The organism is Streptomyces sp. NPDC002513 (assembly GCF_053595355.1).
In genome coordinates this window covers 1-20,013 of record NZ_JBSFXK010000045.1, presented here as the reverse complement: position 1 = coordinate 20,013, position 20,013 = coordinate 1, and the positions used below count along the sequence as shown (strand labels likewise).

The following is a 20,013-nucleotide window of genomic DNA, read 5'->3' as shown; positions in this document are numbered from 1 at the left end:
CCGCTTGTGGCCCCTCAGTACTGCGGGAGCGTCCTCGGGCCGAGGTCGTCGCGGGCCGGCGGCGGCGCGAGCCGCACGGAGGCGCCGAGCACGCTGAGGCCGCGGGGTGAGACGACGGCGGGCTCCAGGGTGACCGCGGCGACCTCCGGATGGTCGTCGACCAGGCGTGACACGCGCAGCATCAGCTCCTCGAGGGCGGGAGTGTCGACGGGTGCGGAGCCGCGCCAGCCGAACAGGAGAGGCGCCGTCCGGATCGACCGGACCAGGGAGGCGGCATCGCGGTCGGTGACCGGAATCAAGCGGTGCGCCCTGTCGTCGAGCAGCTGTGAGGCGGCCCCGGCGAGCCCGAACGACAGTACGGGGCCGACCGCCGGGTCGATCACGGCGCGTACGAGCGTGTCCACGCCGCGTGGCGCCATGCCCTGGACGACCGGCCGCAGCTCCTCCGGCTTCCCGAACAGCTCGGTCAATTCCGCGTAGGCGCGCCGCAGTTGCTCCTCGTCGGCCAGGTCGAGGCGTACCCCGCCCAGGTCGGCGCGGTGCCGCAGGTGCGGCGCGGTGGCCTTGAGGGCGACCGGGTAGCCGATCGCCAGGGCGGCCCGGGCGGCGGCGTCGGGGGTGGGCGCGGGCAGGGTCCTGCGGACGTGGATGCCGTACCGCGCCAGCAGATCGCAGGTCTCGTCCGGGCCGAGCGTGAGGCCCTGGCCCCGTGCGAGCAGCCCCCCGATCAGCGCCGCGGCGCCCTTCTCGTCGATGTCGTCGTACTCGGGCACCTTGCCGGGCTCGGCGCTGTCGCTCCGCCACTGGGCGTATCTGACCGCTTCCGCCAGCGCCCGGACGGCGCGTTCGGCGGCGGGGTAGGCGGGGATCAGGCCGGCATCCGCCGGGGCCTGAACCGGGGTGGGCGGCTGTTCCGCCGGGCGCGGGGGGTCGGTGCGCCGGCCCTGGGGCGAGGTGCTGGCCGCGGCGGACAGGGCCTCGGCGAGCCCGCCCAGCTCGACGTGGACCACCAGCACCGGCTTCGCGGGGGCCGCCGCGGCGGCCGAGCGGAGGGCCCCGGCCAGCGCGGCGTCCCCGGCGGGGGTCGCCCCCACCGCGGGTATGGCCGTCACGACGACGGCGTCGCAGGCGTCGTCGGCGAGCGCCGTGCTCAGCGCCCGGTGGAAGTCCCCGGCCGACGCCGCCGTCGTCAGGTCGAGCGGCGGCAACGGGCGCAGCCCTTCCGTCAGGCAGGCGTCGTAGGTCAGCAGGCCGAGCGACTCGGAGTTGCCGAGGATCGCCACCCGCGGCCCGGCGGGCAGCGGCTGGCGGGCCAGCAGCAGCCCCGCGTCCACCAGTTCCGTGATCGTGTCCACCCGGATCACCCCGGCCTGCCGCAGCAGCGCGGAGACCGTGGCGTGCGGCAGTCGCGTGGCCCGTACGGCGTGGCCCTGGGGGGCGCCGCCGTGCCGCGCGCCCTGCACCACGACCAGCGGCTTGGCCGTCGCCGTGCGCCGTGCGAGCCGGTTGAACTTGCGCGGGTTGCCGATGGTCTCCAGGTACATCAGGGCGACGTCGGTGTCCGGGTCCTCGTACCAGTACTGGAGGACGTCGTTGCCCGAGACGTCCGCCCGGTTCCCGGAGGAGACGAAGGTCGACACGCCGGTGACCCCGGTGACGCCCCCGCCGCGCCGGTGCAGCCTCGAGAGCAGCGCGATGCCGATGGCGCCGGACTGGGCGAACAGCCCTATGCGCCCGGTGCGCGGCATCTCGGGCGCGAGGGAGGCGTTGAGCCGGACGTCCGGTGAGGTGTTGATGATCCCGAAGGCGTTGGGCCCGATGATCCGCATCCCGTACGACCGCGCCTGGCGCACCAGCTCCCGCTGCCGCTCCCGTCCGTCCGGCCCGATCTCGGCGTATCCCGCGGAGATCACCACGAGCCCCTGCACCCCGTGCTCGCCGCACTCGGCGACGACCTCGGGAACGTGCTCCACGGGGACGGCGACGACCGCGAGGTCCACCGGTTCGGGGATGTCGCGGACAAAGCGGTGGGCGGACACCCCGTCGAATTCCTTCCGGTCCTCCTCGAAGGCCTTGTTCACCGCGTACAGACGGCCGGTGTACCCGCCGTCCCTGAGGTTGCCAAGGACGCTGCGGCCCACTCCCCCGGGGGTGCGGCCCGCGCCGATCACGGCGACCGAGCCGGGGGCGAGCAGTCGCTGCACCGACCGTGCCTCGGCCCGCTGCTCCCGCGCCCGCTGCACGGCCAGCGACCGGTCGGTGGGCTCCAGGTCCAGCTCCAGGCGCACGACGCCGTCCTCGAAGCTGCGCTTCTGCTGGTACCCGGCGTCCGTGAACACCTTGATCATCTTGGTGTTGGCGGGCAGCACCTCGGCGGCGAACCGGCGGACGCCGCGCTCCCTGGCGACCGCCGCGATGTGTTCGAGGAGGGCCGAGGCGACCCCGCGTCCCTGGTGCGCGTCCTGCACGAGGAAGGCGACCTCCGCCTCGTCGGCGGGCGCGGAGGCGGCCATGCCGTCGGCGTCGATGCGGTCGTAGCGTACGGTGGCGATGAACTCGCCGCCGACCGTGGCCGCGAGTCCCACCCGGTCCACGAAGTCGTGGTGCGTGAAGCGGTGGACGTCCCTGGCGGACAGACGAGGGTACGGCGCGAAGAAGCGGTAGTACTTCGACTCGGCCGAGACCTGCTCGTAGAAGCTGACGAGGCGCTCGGCGTCGTCGACGGTGATGGGCCTGATGCGCGCGGTGCCGCCGTCGCGCAGCACCACGTCGGCCTCCCAGTGGGCGGGGTACTCGGGCCGGTCCGACGCGGTCTGCATGGGCCCCAGAGTACGGCTCGCGTCCGACAACGGTGCGAGGCAGGCTGGGGGAACCGAGCGAGGTCCGTCCAGCATGCGGACCGTGCGGGGAGGGGGCTTCCGCCCGGCGCGGGAACGCTTCATCATAGGGCAGACTGGTCTAGACAACCCTGAACACCTGAAGGGCAGCAACACATGGCTGAGCGCCGCGTCAACGTCGGCTGGGCCGAGGGTCTCCACGCCCGCCCCGCCTCCATCTTCGTCCGGGCAACCACGGCCTCCGGGATCCCCGTGACCATCGCCAAGGTCGGCAGCAACCCCGTGAACGCCGCGTCCATGCTGGCGGTTCTCGGTCTGGGCGCCCAGGGCGGCGAGGAGGTCGTCCTGGCCTCCGACGCGGAGGGCGCGGACGCCGCGCTGGACCGCCTGGCCAAGCTGGTCGCCGAGGGGCTCGAGGAGCTTCCCGAGACCGTCTGACCCTTCGGACACCACGGCCACGAAAGCCGCGTCGCCCTCGGGGCGGACGCGGCTTTCGCCGTCTCGCGCCGCGTGCCTTCATGTGCGGACGGCGGCGGCTCCGCCCGGCGCGCGAGAAATGCGACGCGGGCGCGAGAATTACGCGCGGCGCACGGAAATCACCTACTCCGGATTTACGGGGCAGGCGAGAACGAGAGAAGTCGGAATGGACTTCCTCGGATACCTCTCTTTGTATACGGCGCCTGTGTTAATTCCGGGACCCGGACACGTTTACGGGATGTTGCGAAGTCCTCACACGGTCCGCGCGGTCGCCCGTGCCGGAAAGCGCAGCCGGTGCGCGGCGGTCGCACGCTCGGTGTGCAGGGCCGTGAGGGCGCGCGCCCGCTCACTGTCACCGCGCGCGACGGCGTCCACGATGCCGCCGTGCTCGGCCCAGGAGTCCACGGGGTTGACCGGCAGCTCGACCGCGTACATCCAGGCGATCTTGTGCCGCAGCTGACCGAGCGCCGAGGTGAGCGCGGGGCTCCCGCAGGCCTGCGCCAGGGTCTCGTGGAACCAGCCGCCCAGAGCGCGCAGATCCTCGCTGGGGCCCCTCCTGGCGCGCTCCTGGCCCAGTCTGACCAGGCCTCGCAGCACCTTGAGATGGGCCTCGGTACGGCGTTGCGCGGCGCGCGCGGCTCCCAGCGGCTCCAGCAGTATCCGCATCTCCAGGAGGTCGGCGCCCTCCTGCTCGGTGGGTTCCGCGACACACGCGCCCGCATGTCTGCGGGTGATGACGAAGCCCTCGGCCTCCAATGTGCGCAGCGCCTCGCGGACGGGGACGCGGGAGACGCCGTAGCGGCGGGCGAGGAGTTCCTCGGTGAGCCGGCCGCCGCGCTCATGGACACCCGCGACGATGTCATCACGGATCGCCGTGCATACCGAATGCGCCGGAATACGCATGACCGACCACCACCTTAATCCCCGTGAAACGTCGTCGGTTGACGCCTGTCCAGCCGACTCTATTGCAGTGGGCCGGAATTTCCGACGGCAGGCCGCATTCCATGGATATTTTTTGGACAGCAGCGGTTCGAAACGATGACGGCCCCGGCACAGGGGCTTGGGTTCAAGGGGTCGTCGCATCCGGGCGCGCCGCACGGCGGCCGCGGTCAGACGTTCACGCCGTGTGACCTCAGATAGGCGACGGGGTCGCTGTCCGAGCCGTACTCCTGACTCGTGCGCGCCTCGAAGTGGAGGTGCGGCCCGGTCGTGTTGCCCGTGGCCCCGGCGAGGCCGATCTGCCGGCCGGGGGTGACGCTCTGGCCCACGTAGACACCGATGGACGACAGGTGGCCGTACTGCGTGTAGGTGCCGTCGTGCATCTTGATGACGATCTGGTTGCCGTACGCGCCGCCCCAGCCGGTCTCCACGACCGTGCCCGAGCCGACCGCGTGCACGGGCGTGCCCGTGACGGCGTGGAAGTCGATACCGGTGTGGGCGCCGGAGGACCACAGGGAGCCGCCGGACTTGTAGCCGGTGGAGACGTACGAGTGGAAGACCGGCGCCACGAACGCGTTCAGGCGCTCGCGCTCGGCCTCGCGGGCGGCGCGCTCCTTGGCCTCGCGCTCCTTGCGCGCCTTCTCCGCGGCCTGCCGGCGCACGGCCTCCGCTGCCTTCTTCTGCTCGGCGGCCTGCTCCTGGGCGGCGGCCTGAGCGTCGATCTTCTCCGCGATCGAGTCGCCGAGGGCGACGGCCCGGATGAGCCCGGTCTCCTCGACGGGGCGCCCGGCGGCGAAGGCCGGGGCGGCCAGGGCGCCGATGGCGCCGGTGGTGGTGAGCGCAGCGACGCCCACCGCGTTCGTGGCCGTGCGCCGCGTACGGCTCGGACGGCGGTGCTTCCCGGTGGCGCAGGTGAACGCCATGAAGTGGCTGGTCCTTTCCTTCCCTCTCGCCTACCGGGTTGGCGGTGGGGGTCCCCCCCAGGCCGTTCAGGCTCTGGGGGAGGGTTCGGAGCAGGAAGGTCTCCTACGGGCTGACGCCCGATTCACCCCAGGGACTGCAGGGGCCCCTCCGGCCGCGGAGGCGGGCGACAGGGGGTGGGCCCCCGGCTCCCCTGGCTCGCGCCGTACGGGGACTCGGCGATGGCTGTCCGGTGCCGCGGACGCGGCGCAGTGCCTGACGGACAGCCCGCCCGACGCTAGAAGGGCTCACTTTCCGTCGGCAAACCGAACAGGGGGTTTGTAGCGCATCCCACAGGGCAGACGGGCAGTCTCTGCGGCAATACGGACAAAACCCCGGCAGGGCTCGAAAGGCAGGGCCCCGATGACGGAAGACGTCACCAGGGCCCTGCGGAGCGTCGCCGCTCCGGACGCGTGTACGAGGAGTCCCTACTCGGCTCGTACGACGCGCACTTCACCGATGCCGAGCGCCTTGACGGGCTCCTCGATCTGCGCGGCGTCGCCCACCAGGACGGTCACCAGACGGTCCACCGGGAAGGCGTTCACGACGGCGGCCGTGGCCTCGACCGTGCCCGTCTCGGCGAGCTTCTGATAAAGCGTCGCCTGGTAGTCGTCCGGCAGGTGCTGCTCGACCTGGTCGGCGAGCGTGCTCGCGACGGCAGCCGCGGTCTCGAACTTGAGCGGCGCCACACCCACCAGGTTCTGCACGGCGACATCGCGCTCGGCGTCCGTCAGCCCCTCGGCGGCGAGGGTGCGCAGCACCTTCCAGAGGTCGTCCAGCGCCGGGCCGGTGTTCGGTGTGTCGACGGAGCCGCTGATGGCCAGCATCGCGGCGCCGGTGCCGTCCGGCGCGGAGCGCAGCACCTGGCCGAACGCCCGCACACCGTAGGTGTAGCCCTTCTCCTCCCGCAGGACGCGGTCCAGGCGTGAGGTGAGGGTGCCGCCGAGGCAGTACGTACCGAGCACCTGCGCGGGCCACACCCGGTCGTGGCGGTCCGCGCCGATGCGACCGATGAGGAGCTGCGTCTGGACGGCACCGGGGCGGTCCACGATGATCACGCGGCCGGTGTCGTCGGCCGTCACCGGGGGCACGGGGCGCGGCTTGGCGGGCGCCCCCGTCCAGGCCCCGAGCGTGTCGCCGAGGAGCGCGTCGAGGTCGACGCCGGTGAGGTCGCCGACCACGACGGCGGAGGCCGTCGAGGGGCGCACATACCGCTCGTAGAAGGCCCGGACGGCCGCGGCGTCGATGGCCGCGACCGTCTCCTCGGTGCCCTGGCGCGGGCGCGACATCCGCGAGGACGCCGGGAACAGCTCCTTGGAGAGCTCCTTGGCACCACGGCGGGCCGGGTTGGCCATCTCGTGCGGGATCTCGTCGAGCCGGTTGCGCACCAGGCGCTCGACCTCGCTGTCGTCGAACGCCGGTGACCTCAGGGCGTCGGCGAGCAGCCCGAGCGCCTTCGGGAGGCGGGAGACGGGCACTTCGAGGGACAGACGCACACCGGGGTGGTCGGCGTGCGAGTCGAGGGTGGCGCCGCAGCGCTCCAGTTCGGCCGCGAACTCCTCGGCGGAGTGCTTGTCGGTGCCCTCGGAGAAGGCCCGCGCCATGATCGTGGCGACGCCGTCGAGGCCGGCCGGCTCGGCGTCCAGGGGTGCGTCGAGGAGCACCTCGACGGCGACGACCTGCTGGCCGGGGCGGTGGCAGCGCAGCACCGTCAGGCCGTTGTCCAGGGCGCCGCGCTCGGGCTCGGGGAACGCCCAGGGCCGGGCCGTGCCGGGCTGGGGCTGCGGGTGGAAGTCCATGGTCGCGAGCTCGGTCACTTCGCCGACTCCTCGTCGTTGCTGGTGCCTTCGGCGGCGGTGGTCCCGGCGTCCTGCGGGGTGTCGGCCTCGGCCGTGACCGGCTCGTACACGAGCACCGCGCGGTTGTCGGGGCGCAGGCGGGCCTTGGCGACCTCCTGCACTTCCTCGGCGGTGACGTCGAGCACCCGGCGCACGGCGGTCAGGGCGAGCTGCGGGTCGCCGAACAGCACGGCGTACCGGCACAGTTCGTCGGCCCGGCCGGCGACCGTGCCGAGCCGGTCCAGCCACTCGCGCTCCAACTGGGCCTGGGCGCGCTCCATTTCCTCGGCAGTGGGGCCCTGCTCGGCGAACCGGGCGAGCTCCTCGTCGATGGCGGCCTCGATGACGGGCACCTCGACGTCACCGGAGGTCTTCACGTCCAGCCAGCCCAGGGAGGGCGCTCCGGCGAGCCGGAGGAGACCGAAGCCCGCGGCGACGGCGGTGCGGTCACGCCGTACGAGCCGGTTGAAGAACCGGGAGGACTCGCCGCCGCCGAGGATGGTGAGGGCCAGATCCGCCGCGTCGCACGCGCGCGTGCCGTCCTGCGGCAGCCGGTAGGCGGCCATGAGGGCGCGCGCCGGGACCTCTTCCTCGACGACCTCGCGCAGTTCCCGGCCGATGGTGTCGGGCAGCGAGCCGTCGCGCGGCTCGGGCTTGCCGTCGTGGGCCGGGATGGACCCGAAGTACTTCTCGATCCAGGCGAGGGTCTGCTGCGGGTCGATGTCGCCGACGACGGAGAGGACGGCGTTGTTGGGCGCGTAGTACGTGCGGAAGAAGGCGCGCGCGTCCTCCAGGGTGGCCGCGTCCAGGTCCGCCATCGAGCCGATGGGCGTGTGGTGGTAGGGGTGGCCCTCCGGGTAGGCGAGCGCGGTCAGCTTCTCGAAGGCGGTGCCGTACGGAACGTTGTCGTAGCGCTGGCGGCGCTCGTTCTTCACGACGTCCCGCTGGTTCTCCATGGACTCCTCGTCGAGGGCGGCGAGGAGTGAGCCCATGCGGTCGGCCTCCAGCCAGAGGGCGAGCTCCAACTGGTGGGTCGGCATGGTCTCGAAGTAGTTCGTGCGCTCGAAACTCGTCGTGCCGTTCAGCGAGCCGCCCGCGCCCTGCACCAGCTCGAAGTGGCCGTTGCCCTTCACCTGGGCCGAGCCCTGGAACATCAGGTGCTCGAAGAGGTGGGCGAGGCCGGTGCGGCCCTCGACCTCGTGACGTGAGCCGACGTCGTACCAGAGGCACACCGCCGCGACCGGGGTCAGGTGGTCCTCGGAGAGCACCACGCGCAAGCCGTTGGCCAGGCGGTGCTCGGTCGCTGTCAGGCCCCCGGAGCCTGCCTCGGCTGTGGCCGTGTGACCCATGGGCATGTACATCCCTTCGCTCGCGGAGCTGTGGCGGAAACCAGCGGTTTCCTGCCGGTCCTGTCACTGTATGCAAGCGTGCGGACCAGTGGAGAAGTTCCCGGGCTGCGTACGCCGAGAGCGAGACCGCGATTACGGGGGGTGGAGGACACCCTACGGTGTTGACGGCCCGTGGGCGCGCCCGTTCCCGGGCCGGGCCCCTGGAAGACGGGCCCTGGTCCGCGTTGTCGGTGCGGCGGTCCACAATGGTCGGCGTCAGATTCGTCCATGCCCAGCACAGACTGTGAAGGAGCCGGCAGCAATGGCCCGCCGCAGCACGAAGACCCCGCCTCCCGACGACTCGTACGAGGAGAAGATCCTCGACATCGACGTCGTGGACGAGATGCAGGGCTCCTTCCTCGAGTACGCGTACTCGGTCATCTACTCCAGGGCCCTGCCGGACGCCCGCGACGGCCTCAAGCCGGTGCACCGGCGGATCGTCTACCAGATGAACGAGATGGGCGTGCGCCCCGAGCGCGGCTATGTGAAGTGCGCCCGCGTCGTCGGCGAGGTCATGGGCAAGCTGCACCCGCACGGCGACGCGTCGATCTACGACGCCCTGGTGCGCATGGCCCAGCCCTTCTCGATGCGCGTCCCCCTGGTCGACGGCCACGGCAACTTCGGCTCCCTGGGCAACGACGACCCGCCGGCCGCCATGCGGTACACCGAGTGCCGTATGGCCGAGGCGACGGGCCTGATGACCGAGTCGATCGACGAGGACACGGTCGACTTCACGCCCAACTACGACGGCCAGGAGCAGGAGCCGGTGGCCCTGCCCGCCGCCTTCCCCAACCTCCTGGTGAACGGCGCCTCGGGCATCGCGGTCGGCATGGCCACGAACATGCCGCCGCACAACCTCGGTGAGGTCATCTCGGCCGCCCGCCACCTGATCCGCCACCCGAACGCGGACCTGGACGCGCTGATGAGGCTTGTTCCGGGCCCCGATCTGCCGACCGGCGGGCGGATCGTCGGCCTCTCGGGCATCCGGGACGCCTACGAGACGGGCCGCGGCACCTTCCGGATCCGCGCCACGGTGTCGGTGGAGGACGTGACGGCACGCCGCAAGGGTCTCGTCGTCACGGAGTTGCCCTTCACGGTCGGCCCGGAGAAGGTGATCGCCAAGATCAAGGACCTGGTCGGCTCGAAGAAGCTCCAGGGCATCGCCGACGTCAAGGACCTCACCGACCGCGAGCACGGTCTGCGCCTGGTCATCGAGATCAAGAACGGCTTCGTGCCGGAGGCGGTCCTGGAGCAGCTCTACAAGCTGACGCCCATGGAGGAGTCCTTCGGCATCAACAACGTGGCGCTGGTCGACGGCCAGCCGCTCACCCTGGGCCTCAAGGAGCTGCTGGAGGTCTACCTCGACCACCGCTTCGACGTCGTCCGCCGCCGCTCGGAGTTCCGCCGCGGAAAGAAGCGCGACCGCCTCCACCTGGTGGAGGGCCTGCTCACGGCGCTGGTGGACATCGACGAGGTCATCCGCCTGATCCGCTCCAGCGAGAACTCCGCGCAGGCCAAGGAGCGCCTGATGGAGCGCTTCTCGCTGAGCGAGGTCCAGACGCAGTACATCCTCGACACCCCGCTGCGCCGGCTGACCAAGTACGACCGCATCGAACTGGAGGCGGAGAAGGACCGGCTCAACGCCGAGATCGCGGAACTGACCCGGATCCTGGAGTCGGACGCGGAGCTGCGCAAGCTGGTCTCGGCCGAACTGGCCGCGGTGGCCAAGAAGTTCGGCACGGAGCGGCGTACGGTCCTCCTGGAGTCCTCCGGTGCCCCGGCCTCGGCGGTGCCGCTGCAGGTCGAGGACGCCCCGTGCCGGGTGCTGATGTCGTCGACGGGCCTGCTGGCCCGGACGGCGGACGGCGACCCGTTCGAGGAGGACACCGAGGGCAGGCGCGCGAAGCACGACGTGATCGTCTCGGCGATCCCGGCGACGGCACGCGGCGAGGTGGGCGCGGTGACGTCCGCAGGGCGGCTGCTGCGGCTGAGCGTGATCGACCTGCCGCAGTTGCCGGAGACGGCGACGCGGCCGAGCCTCTCCGGGGGTGCGCCGGTGTCGGAGTTCGTCTCCCTGGAGGGGGACGAGACGGTGGTCTGTCTGACGACGCTGGACGAGTCATCCCCGGGCCTCGCGCTCGGCACGGAGCAGGGCGTCGTCAAGCGGGTCGTCCCCGACTACCCCGCGAACAGGGAAGAGCTGGAAGTCATCACCCTGAAGGAGGGCGACCGGATCGTCGGCGCCATCGAACTGCGCACCGGCGAGGAGGACCTGGTCTTCATCACGGACGACGCGCAGCTCCTGCGCTACCCGGCGTCCCAGGTGCGCCCGCAGGGCCGCCCGGCGGGAGGCATGGCGGGCGTCAAGCTCACGGACGGCGCGAAGGTGATCTCCTTCACCGCGGTGGACCCGGCGGTCGACGCGGTGGTCTTCACCGTCGCGGGCTCGCGCGGCACGCTCGACGACTCGGTGCAGACGACCGCCAAGCTGACCCCGTTCGACCAGTACCCGCGCAAGGGCCGGGCCACGGGCGGTGTCCGCTGCCAGCGGTTCCTCAAGGGCGAGGACTGCCTGGCACTGGCGTGGGCGGGCCCGACGCCGGCCCGCGCCGCGCAGAAGAACGGCATGCCGGCCGAGCTGCCCGAGATCGACCCGCGGCGCGACGGCTCGGGTGTGTCGCTGGCCAAGACGGTCGCGGCGGTGGCGGGACCGGTGTAGTTCAGCCCTCGACGTCACCGGGATCACCGGGATCACCGACGTGCTCGGTGGCCTCGGTCTCCCGGTCCCGGACGTATCGAAGGACGCCCCACATGCTGTGCTCGTCGGCCTGTGGGGCGTCGTCCGTGCACGCCTGGAGCTCCTTGCGGAGGGCGGCGCTGTCGATGCCGGCCCCGATGAGGACGAGCTGGGTGAGCCGTTCGTCGCCCGCGCGCCAGGCCTCTGGGGAGAAGCGCAGAAACCTCCCGACGGCGTGCACGGCGTACCGGTTGTGCGGATCGGCGGCGCCGAAGTCGACGTACCCCTTGATCCGGTAGAGCCCCTGCGGCCTGGTGTCCAGGAAGTCCAGCAGCCGCCTGGGGTTCATGGGCGTGTCCGAGCGGAAGGACAGGCTGTCGTAGGCCGCGTGCAGATGGACGTGGTGATCGTCGTCGTGCTCGTGACCGGCCCCCTGCCGACCGTGCTCATGGCCGTCGTGCCGGTGCAGGTCGTCGAAGGACAGCTGCCCGATCCGTTCCTCGGACGGCCGGCAGTCGAAGAGCAGCTCGGGATCGACACGCCCGTAGGAGGCCGGTACGACCGCGGCCCCGTCGGTGAGCGAGTGCACGAGCCGGACGACCCGTTCGCCGTCGTCGGTCCGGTCGGTCTTGTTGACGACGACGAGGTCGGCGAGGGCGAGATGCCGGTCGAGTTCCGGATGCCGCCGGCGGGTGGCGTCGAACTCCACCGCGTCGACGACCTCCACGAGTCCTCCGTAGACGACCCGCGGCTGCTCGCTGGCGAGCAGCATGCGGACGAGTTCCTGTGGTTCGGCGAGCCCGCTGGCCTCGATGACGATGACGTCGACACCGGCGGACGGCTGGGCGAGCCGGTCGAGATAGCCGTCGAGTTCGCTCGCGTCGACGGCGCAGCACAGGCATCCGTTGCCGAGGGAGACCGTGGAGTCCCCGAGCGCCCCGGCGACCGCCATCGCATCGATCTCGATGTCCCCGAAGTCGTTGACGACGGCGCCGATGCGACTGCCTCCGCTGTGGTGGAGAAGGTGGTTGAGCAGGGTGGTCTTGCCCGACCCCAGGAATCCGGCGAGTACGACGACCGGAACCTGCCGCGAACCCGACGACGACCGACTCAACTCGCGCCCCTTCTCACACCGACGTCCCAGCACGAAATGCCGCCCCAGGATACGAGAGGGCGTCCCCGCGCGATGAACGCAGGTCGGCGGCGCAGGCGGTGCCACGTGGGGCCTGCCTCCGCTGCCGAGTACGGCCCGGCCGGCATGGACCGCCGGGAAGACGAGGTTGTACCGCCCGCGTCCGTCGCCGCCACCGGCAGCGAGCGAACGCACGCGCGGTCCAGCGCACGGATCACCGCATGACACGCCCTCGACGGAGTGCACGGTGGCGGCGTCGGTGCCCGGGTCTGAGGGCGCTGCCCAGCAGTGGCGGGCGCCCGCCCCGCGGCGTCCGGGCGCGCGGTGGGAAGTCGCCGTAGGTGAAGTCAGGTTAGGCTCACCTCTGTGAGTACGTGCACGACCGCGTCCCGGGACCTCGACGAGCCCCTCGCGGGGACCGCAGCGACCGCGAGGACATGGCTGCTCCTGGAGCAGCCCGGCCCCTGGGGTCCCCAGGCGCTCACCGCGAGCCACCTGGATCCGGCACTCGGCCGCGCCCTCGAGGCGGCCGCGGACGGCACCGGTGTGCGCATCGCGCTCATCCGCCGCCCCGGCCGACATGCCGACTGCGGCACGCCCTCCCTGCGGCAGGTGTATGCGGCCCACACCGTTCCGGGAAAGGTATGGCTGCACACCGCCACGACAGCCGAGCCGGAACGCTTGCTCGACCTGGACTTCACGGCGCTCGGCATGGGCGATCCCCACACCTTCGACGCATCGCTCCAGGGCCGGTCCCACACAGGTGATCCCCTCACTCTCGTCTGCACCAACGGCAGGCGGGACCGCTGCTGCGCCCTGCTCGGCCGCCCCCTCGCGGCGGAGCTGACGGCCTCGGGGGTCGACGGTGTCTGGGAGGTCACCCACCTCGGCGGCCACCGCTTCTCCCCCACGCTCCTCGTCCTTCCGTTCGGATACGCGTACGGGCGGGCCCAGGCTCCGCACGTCAAGGAGGTCCTCCACGGCGTGCGCGAAGGACGGGTCGTGGTCGAGGGCTGCCGCGGCAGCTCCGCCTGGGAGCGCCCCGCGCAGGCGGCGGAGCTGGCGGTGCGCACATCGGCCCACGAGTACGCGGCGGACGCGCTGACCGTCATCCGCACGGAGGGCGCCGCACCGCGCTGGGAGGTCACCGTCGCCCACACCGACGGCCGGCTGTGGCGGGTCCTCGTGGCGCAGGGCGCCTCCCTGCCGCCGCGCCCGGAAAGCTGCGGTTCGGCGCTGGGTTCACCGGCCCGGATGGACGTCGTGTCGGTACGGGAACTGGACGCCGCGGCCGTCGCGGACCCCGCGCACCGCTGAGACACACGCCCCGCGGGCAACCCCAGGAGATCCACGTCACACCCCCCTGCGGCACGGCACGCCCGTCCCCGTACCGTCGTACGCATGAGCCCCTCTCCCCCTGCACGACGGCTGCGCCTCGGTCTGCCGCGGCGGATGTTCTCGCAGCTCCTGCTCATGCAGGTGGCGATCGCCGCGGGCGTCGCCGTACTCGCGACCGGGCTGTTCCTGGCCCCGCTCGGTCACATGCTGGACGAACAGGCGATGCGCCAGGCCCTGGCGATCGCGCAGGCCACGGCGGCCCAGCCGCAGATCGCCGAGGACCTGCAGTCGACACGGCCGTCGGCCGACGGGCCCGTGCAGGCCCAGGCGGAACGCATCCGCAAGGCCAGCGGGGCCGAGTACGTCGTGGTGATGAACATGCAGCACGTGCGCTGGTCGCACCGGGACCCCGCGCAGATCGGCAAGCCGGTCTCCACCGACCCGCGCAAGGCTCTGGCCGGCAAGGAGGTCATGCAGATCGACAGCGGCACCCTGGGGCGCTCGGCCCGCGGCAAGGTGCCGCTGCGGGACGCGCACGGCCGGATCATCGGCGCGGTCTCCGTGGGCATCGAGTACAACAGCGTGCGGGCCCGGCTCATCCACGCGATACCAGGGCTGTTCGCGTACGCGGGCGCGGCCCTCGCCATGGGCGCGCTGGCCGCGTATCTGATCTCGCGCAGGGTGCAGCGGCAGACCCGCGACCTCGCCTTCTCCGACATCTCGGCGCTGCTGGCCGAACGGGAGGCGATGCTGCACGGCATTCGGGAGGGTGTCGTCGCCCTGGACCACGCGGGCCGGGTGCGCCTCCTCAACGACGAGGCGCAGCGTCTGCTCGGCATCGGCGACGAGGTCGTCGGCCGGTCCCTCGACGCAGCGCTCGGCGAGGGCCGTACGACCGATGTGCTCGCCGGCCGTGTCACGGGCACCGACCTGCTCACCGTGCGCGGGCACCGGGTCCTGGTCGCCAACCGCATGCCCACCGACGACGGAGGCGCCGTCGCCACCTTGCGCGACCGCACGGAGCTGGAGCAGCTGGGGCGGGAACTGGACTCGACGCGCGGCCTGATCGACGCCCTGCGCGCGCAGGACCACGAGCACGCCAACCGGATGCACACGCTCCTGGGACTGCTCGAACTGGAGATGTACCAAGACGCCGTGGAGTTCGTCGGCGAGGTGGTGGGCGATCACCGGGCCACCGCGGAACAGGTCACCGAGAAGATCCACGACCCGCTGCTCGCCGCCCTGCTGGTGGGCAAGGCCACGGTCGCCGCGGAGCGCGGCGTGGCCCTGTGGATCGCGGACAGCACGCTGCTGCCGGACCGGTTGATCGACCCGAGGGGTGTGGTCACGATCGTGGGCAACCTGGTCGACAACGCCCTGGATGCCGTCGCGGGCACACCGTACGCGCGCGTGGACGTCGCATTGCGCGCCGAGGGACGCACGGCGGTCCTCCGGGTGCGTGACACGGGACCGGGAATCCCGGCCGAGCGGCGGGAGTTGGTCTTCACCGACGGATGGTCGACCAAGCAGCCCCCGGCCTACGGCAAACGCGGGATCGGCCTGTCGCTGGTGCGCCGTCTCGCCGAACGCCAGGGCGGCACGGCCCACGTGGACGAGGCGGAGGGCGGGGGCGCGGAGTTCACCGTCGTCCTGCCGGAGGCACTCGAAGAGTCCGGCCCGCCGGTGCCGCCGGCCGCCGGGAACCGCCGGGGCCTCGTTCCCCCGCAGGGAACATCCGGGGGCGGCGGAACCGGCCTGACGGCGCCAGTTCACGGCCGCGCGGAGGAGTCGCGATGAGCCGGCCGATCGACGTCCTGGTCGTGGACGACGACACCCGCGTCGCCCGGGTCAACGCCGCGTACGTGGAGAAGGTCCCCGGCTTCCGGGTGACCGCGAAGGCGCACAGCGCGGCCGAGGCACTGCGCCGGCTGGAGACCCCGCCCCGTCCGGACCTGGTGCTGATGGACCATTACCTGCCCGACGACACCGGGATCGCGGTCGTCCAGGAGATGCGCCGGCGTGGTCACGACACCGACGTGATCATGGTGACGGCGGCGCGTGATGTGCGGACCGTACAGGCGGCGATGCGGTACGGGGTCCTCCAGTACCTGGTCAAGCCGTTCGCGTTCGCAGGCCTGCGCGCCAGACTGGAGGCCTACGCCGAACTGCGCCGCACCCTCGACGGCGGCGGGGAGGCCGGGCAGCCCGAGGTCGACCGCATCTTCGGTGCTCTGTCGGCCGCATCGGCGCCGGGACTCCCCAGGAGCCACTCCCCCACCACGGCGGACCTCGTACGCCGTGCCCTGGTGAGCGCCGAGGGGCCGCTGTCCGCCCAGGAGATCGCCGACCGGACGGGACTGAGCCGCCAGACCGCCCAGCGCTATCTGAAACTCCTGGAACGCACGGGGCGGGCCGCGTTGACCCTCAAGTACGGCGAAACGGGCCGCCCGGAGCATCGCTACGTCTGGGCGGCCCGCACCTGAGGGCACGGCTGGTGGGCTCAGCCGGCGGCCTTCTTGACGAACTCGGTGGTGTACGTCTTGTCGAGGTCGATGGTGGCGTTCTTGATGTTGGGGTTGAACGCCTTGAGGACCTTCTCCACCGTCTCGGGCCCGTTCGCGGGCATCACGCCGTCCGCGGTGAACATCGGCAGCGTGCTCTTGACGGCGCTCGCGTAGAGCGTCTGGTCGCCCTGGGAGTAGTCGGCGGGCATCTTCGCGGCGATCTCGTTCGCGGAGTGCGTGGACATCCACTTCAGGGTCTTCACGAACGCGTTGGCCAGCTTCTGGACCGTGTCCTTGTGGCTGTTGACCCAGTCCGTCTGCATGTAGAGGCTCGACGACGGGTACGGGCCGCCGAGCGCCTCCTGCGAACCCTGCGGGGTCCGCATGTCGACGAGCACCTGCCCGAGGTTCTTCTGGATGACCGTGGCGACGGTCGGGTCCGTGGTCATACCCGCGTCGATGGAGCCCTTCTGGAGGGCGGAGACGAACGTCGGACCGGCCCCGACGGCGACCGGGCTGAACTCGCTGACCTGCACACCGTTCGTGACCGCCAGGTACTTGGTGAGGAAGTCGGTCGAAGAACCGAGGCCCGTGATCCCGAGCTTCCTGCCCTTGAAGTCCTTGGGCGAGGTGATGTCCTTGGCGGCCTTGTTGGAGACGATCTCGACCTCGCCGGGCGCGTGCGAGAACTGCACCACGGACTCCACGTGCTTGCCCTTGGTCTGGAGATCGAGTGTGTGGTCGTAGAAACCGACGGCTCCCTGGACCTGGCCGGAGACGAGCGCCGTCTCGGCCTGCACGCCGGCCGGCTCGCTCAGCAGTTCCACGTCGAGGCCCTCGGCGTCGAAGTAGCCGAGCCGCTGGGTGAGCATGGCGGGCAGGTAGATGACCTTGTCCAGCCCACCCACCATGATCTTGACCTTCTCGCCCTTGCCGTCCCCCTTGCTGCCGGAACCGGAGGAGGCGGCGGTGGTGGCGGCGTCGTTGGCGCAGGCGGTGAGCGAGGTGACGGCGAGCAGGCCGGTCGCGGCGAGAGCGGCGATTCTGGCGGACTTGCGCATGGCGGTTCACGTCCTTGTGAGAGGGCGGTGCGGGAGGAGGAACACGCGTTCCCGATGACGGAGCGCGGCTCCCGAGAAGAGCGGGAAAGAGGGATGGAGCGAGCGGGAAGGTCTGGAACGGGCTAGAAGGCTAGGAACGGGCAAGAAGGGCCGGACCGGGCCGATCAGCGCTCGGATTCGGACAGCTTCCAGCGGAAGATGCGGCGCTCGGCGAAGGTGAGCAGTCCCTCGGCCACCAGCGCGACGACCGCGAGGATGACCATCGCGGCATACACACCGGCCGCGTTGAAGGTGCCCTGCGACTGGGCGACGAGCAGACCGACGCCCTTGGTGGCACCGATGTACTCGCCGACGATGGCGCCGATGAGGGCGAAGCCGAAGCTGACGTGGAGGCTGGTGAAGATCCACGAGGTGGCCGACGGGATGACGACCTGAAGGGTCACGCGCCGGTCACTGGCGCCCAGGACGCGCGCGTTGGCGACGAGGTTGCGGTCGACCTCGCGGGCGCCCTGGAAGGCGTTGAAGAACACCGGGAAGAAGACCAGGACGACGGCCGACGCCACCTTCGAGGACGGCCCGAGCCCGAACCAGATCACGAAGATCGGTGCGAGGACGATCCTGGGAATGGAGTTGAGCACCTTGATGTACGGACCGAGGACATCGGCGAGGAAGGCGATCCGCCCCAGCGCGATACCGAAGAGCACACCGGCCACCACACCGATGATCCAGCCGAGCAGCGCCTCCTGGAGGGTGACCCAGATCTGCTCGCCGAGCGAGCCGAGCGCGGTGCCGTGGGTGATCCAGGTGGAGATCTGGTCCCAGATCTTCGAGGGCATCGAGAAGTTGAACGGATCGATGACCTTGGCCCGGGAGAGCACCTCCCAGAGTCCCAGCACGGCGACCAGCAGCAGGACACGCGCCAGCAACACGACGGCCTTGCGTCTGCGGGCGGCACGCGCGCGTGAGTGGGCGCGGTCCGGCTTGGAGGTGTCGACCGCGGACGGCGCGGAGATGACGTCAGGCGACATGGGTGGCACCCCTCTCGCGGGTGATGCGGACCTCTTCGCCGAGCGACTCCCAGATCTCGCGGTAGATCTCGATGAACCGCGGCTCCAGGCGCACCGACTCCACCTTGCGCGGCCGCGGCAGGTCGATGTCGAAGATCTGCTTCACGGTCGCGGGTCCGGCGGTCATCACGACGACCTTGTCGGCCAGCGCGATCGACTCCTCCAAGTCATGGGTGACGAAGACGACGGAGGCGCCCGTGCCCTCCCACAGCTCCAGCAACTCGTCCGACATCAGCGCCCTGGTCTGCACGTCGAGCGCCGAGAACGGCTCGTCCATGAGCAGGATCTCGGGGTCGTTGACGAAGGTCGCGGCGAGGGCGACACGCTTGCGCTGGCCGCCGGAGAGCTGGTGCGGGTAGCGGTCCTCGAACGCGGCGAGCCCGACCCGGCCCAGCCACTCGCGCGCCTTCTGCCGGGCCTCCGCCTTGGGCATCCCACGGAAGCGGGGACCCGCCATGACGTTGGACAGCACCGTCCGCCAGGGGAACGTGGCGTCCTGCTGGAAGACGAAACCGACCTTGTCCCCGACGCCCGCGACCGGATCGCCCGCCACCAGGACCTCGCCCTCGGTGGGCTCCTCCAGGCCGCTGACCAGGGTCAGGGTCGTCGACTTGCCGCACCCGGTGGGCCCCACGACGGCGACGAACTCGCCACGTCCCACCGTCAGGTTCAGGCCACGGACGGCCACGTGCAGACCCCCTGACGGGGTCCGGAAGGTCTTGCTCGCGCCCCGTAGCTCAATGGCGGGGCTGGTGTCTGTGCTCATGGCCCGGACCGTAGGTGTGGTGCGTGCCACAACAGCAGTCTTGTGAGCGCAACCCCGTCTTCTGCTTGCAAAAGTCTGTTGTGCTCATTTTGCTCGCGCTACAACAGCGGAGCCGAAACACGGGCTGAACGCTCGCCCGGGCTTGAGGGAGAGAGGCCCGATGATTGACGTCCTGGTCGTGGACGACGACTTCCGCGTCGCCGAGATCAACGCGAAGTACGTGGGGAAGGTTCCCGGCTTCCGGGTGGCCGCCCGCGCGCACAGCGCCGCCCAGGCGCTGGCCGCCGTGGAGCGTGCCCCGATCGACCTGGTCCTGCTCGACCACTACCTGCCCGACCAGACGGGTCTCGAACTGGTCCATCGCATGCGGGAACGCGGGCACGGTACGGACGTCATCATGATCACGGCGGCCGGCGATATGGCGACCGTGCAGGGCGCGATGCGTCTGGGCGCCCTGCACTACCTGGTGAAACCGTTCACCTTCACCGCCCTGCGCACCCGCCTCGACTCGTACGCCGCCCTGCGCCGCACCGTCGACCGGGTCGGCGGCCGAGGTGTGGCGGGCCAGGAGCAGGTCGACCGTATCTTCGGCGCTCTGCGCACCGCCCCCGTCTCCTCCTCGCCCAGGCTGCCGAGTGGCCAGTCGGAGCCCACGACGGACCTCATCTGCGACGTGCTGCACCGGGCCGGCCAGCCGCTCTCGGCCCACGAGGTGGCCACCAGGACGGGGCTCAGCCGGTCCACCGCCCAGCGCTATCTGCGCCACCTGGAACAGGCCGGGCGACTGCGGCTCTCCCTGAAGTACGGCGACACGGGACGGCCGGAACACCAGTACACGTGGATGGCGCCGTAGCGCCATGGCCCGGCAGGGCCTTAGTAGGGCTTTGTTAGGTCCTGTGGTGGGGTTCGGGAGTGGGGGCGGGTTGGCCGCATATCGAGCAGGCGCCGGTCCAGGTGGCCAGGATCTTC

The 20,013-nt window shown here is 71.3% G+C and carries 14 protein-coding genes and 1 pseudogene; 6 read left to right on the top strand and 9 right to left on the bottom strand.

All coding sequences use genetic code 11. From position 1 onward, the window contains the following. Positions 1–14: 14 nt before the first annotated feature. Positions 15–2,819: a bifunctional acetate--CoA ligase family protein/GNAT family N-acetyltransferase gene (locus ACWD5Q_RS25355; protein WP_451429331.1), complete on the bottom strand. Its 2,805-nt coding sequence runs from the start codon at positions 2,817–2,819 to the stop codon at positions 15–17. A 174-nt stretch (positions 2,820–2,993) separates the two neighbouring features. On the opposite strand from ACWD5Q_RS25355, the gene ACWD5Q_RS25350 reads away from it, so the two are divergent. Then, the gene (locus ACWD5Q_RS25350) at positions 2,994–3,275 is read left to right on the top strand and encodes an HPr family phosphocarrier protein (RefSeq protein WP_451429330.1); all 282 of its coding nucleotides are present in this window, start codon (positions 2,994–2,996) and stop codon (positions 3,273–3,275) included. Positions 3,276–3,522: 247 nt separating this feature from the next. On the opposite strand, the pseudogene ACWD5Q_RS25345 reads toward ACWD5Q_RS25350, so the two are convergent. The 4 genes and pseudogenes from ACWD5Q_RS25345 to ACWD5Q_RS25330 all read right to left on the bottom strand — a co-directional run bounded on the left by ACWD5Q_RS25345 (position 3,523) and on the right by ACWD5Q_RS25330 (position 8,406). Then, a pseudogene (locus ACWD5Q_RS25345) lies at positions 3,523–4,217 on the bottom strand (GntR family transcriptional regulator). A gap of 206 nt (positions 4,218–4,423) precedes the next feature. After that, positions 4,424–5,176 (bottom strand): M23 family metallopeptidase, encoded by a 753-nt coding sequence (locus tag ACWD5Q_RS25340; protein ID WP_451429329.1) that lies wholly within the window; start codon positions 5,174–5,176, stop codon positions 4,424–4,426. Between the two features lie 465 nt (positions 5,177–5,641). After that, a complete protein-coding gene (locus tag ACWD5Q_RS25335; RefSeq protein WP_451429328.1) occupies positions 5,642–7,030 on the bottom strand; it encodes a M16 family metallopeptidase in 1,389 nt (462 codons plus the stop codon). Next, a complete protein-coding gene (locus tag ACWD5Q_RS25330; RefSeq protein ID WP_451429327.1) occupies positions 7,027–8,406 on the bottom strand; it encodes a M16 family metallopeptidase in 1,380 nt (459 codons plus the stop codon). The genes ACWD5Q_RS25335 and ACWD5Q_RS25330 overlap by 4 nt, the downstream gene beginning before the upstream one ends. 295 nt (positions 8,407–8,701) lie before the next feature. Between ACWD5Q_RS25330 and ACWD5Q_RS25325 the strand changes: the two genes are divergently transcribed. Beyond that, positions 8,702–11,158 carry a DNA gyrase/topoisomerase IV subunit A gene (locus ACWD5Q_RS25325; protein WP_451429326.1) on the top strand — a complete coding sequence of 819 codons (2,457 nt, stop codon included), beginning with the start codon at positions 8,702–8,704 and terminating at the stop codon, positions 11,156–11,158. A gap of 1 nt (position 11,159) precedes the next feature. Here the strand turns inward: ACWD5Q_RS25325 and ACWD5Q_RS25320 are convergent, their stop codons facing one another. After that, positions 11,160–12,290, bottom strand: a complete 1,131-nt coding sequence (locus ACWD5Q_RS25320; protein ID WP_451429325.1) for a CobW family GTP-binding protein — start codon at positions 12,288–12,290, stop codon at positions 11,160–11,162. Between the two features lie 384 nt (positions 12,291–12,674). Here ACWD5Q_RS25320 and ACWD5Q_RS25315 point away from each other — a divergent pair, with 384 nt between their 5' ends. From ACWD5Q_RS25315 to ACWD5Q_RS25305, 3 genes are all read left to right on the top strand, one after another. Continuing rightward, positions 12,675–13,625 (top strand): sucrase ferredoxin, encoded by a 951-nt coding sequence (locus tag ACWD5Q_RS25315; RefSeq protein ID WP_451429324.1) that lies wholly within the window; start codon positions 12,675–12,677, stop codon positions 13,623–13,625. Between the two features lie 84 nt (positions 13,626–13,709). Then, entirely contained in the window at positions 13,710–15,443 is a 1,734-nt protein-coding gene (locus ACWD5Q_RS25310) for an ATP-binding protein (protein WP_451429323.1), read from the top strand. Beyond that, the gene (locus ACWD5Q_RS25305) at positions 15,440–16,129 is read left to right on the top strand and encodes a response regulator (protein WP_451429322.1); all 690 of its coding nucleotides are present in this window, start codon (positions 15,440–15,442) and stop codon (positions 16,127–16,129) included. The genes ACWD5Q_RS25310 and ACWD5Q_RS25305 overlap by 4 nt, the downstream gene beginning before the upstream one ends. A gap of 17 nt (positions 16,130–16,146) precedes the next feature. On the opposite strand, the gene ACWD5Q_RS25300 is transcribed toward ACWD5Q_RS25305, so the two are convergent. The 3 genes from ACWD5Q_RS25300 to ACWD5Q_RS25290 form a co-directional block, all read right to left on the bottom strand. Then, the gene (locus ACWD5Q_RS25300) at positions 16,147–17,211 is read right to left on the bottom strand and encodes an ABC transporter substrate-binding protein (RefSeq protein ID WP_451429321.1); all 1,065 of its coding nucleotides are present in this window, start codon (positions 17,209–17,211) and stop codon (positions 16,147–16,149) included. Between the two features lie 164 nt (positions 17,212–17,375). After that, the gene (locus ACWD5Q_RS25295) at positions 17,376–18,239 is read right to left on the bottom strand and encodes an ABC transporter permease (protein ID WP_451429320.1); all 864 of its coding nucleotides are present in this window, start codon (positions 18,237–18,239) and stop codon (positions 17,376–17,378) included. Next, positions 18,229–19,044: an ABC transporter ATP-binding protein gene (locus ACWD5Q_RS25290; protein WP_451429319.1), complete on the bottom strand. Its 816-nt coding sequence runs from the start codon at positions 19,042–19,044 to the stop codon at positions 18,229–18,231. The genes ACWD5Q_RS25295 and ACWD5Q_RS25290 overlap by 11 nt, the downstream gene beginning before the upstream one ends. Positions 19,045–19,204: 160 nt before the next feature. Here ACWD5Q_RS25290 and ACWD5Q_RS25285 point away from each other — a divergent pair, with 160 nt between their 5' ends. Continuing rightward, on the top strand, positions 19,205–19,897 hold the full coding sequence (locus tag ACWD5Q_RS25285; RefSeq protein WP_451429318.1) for a response regulator: 693 nt from the start codon (positions 19,205–19,207) through the stop codon (positions 19,895–19,897). Positions 19,898–20,013: the final 116 nt, after the last annotated feature.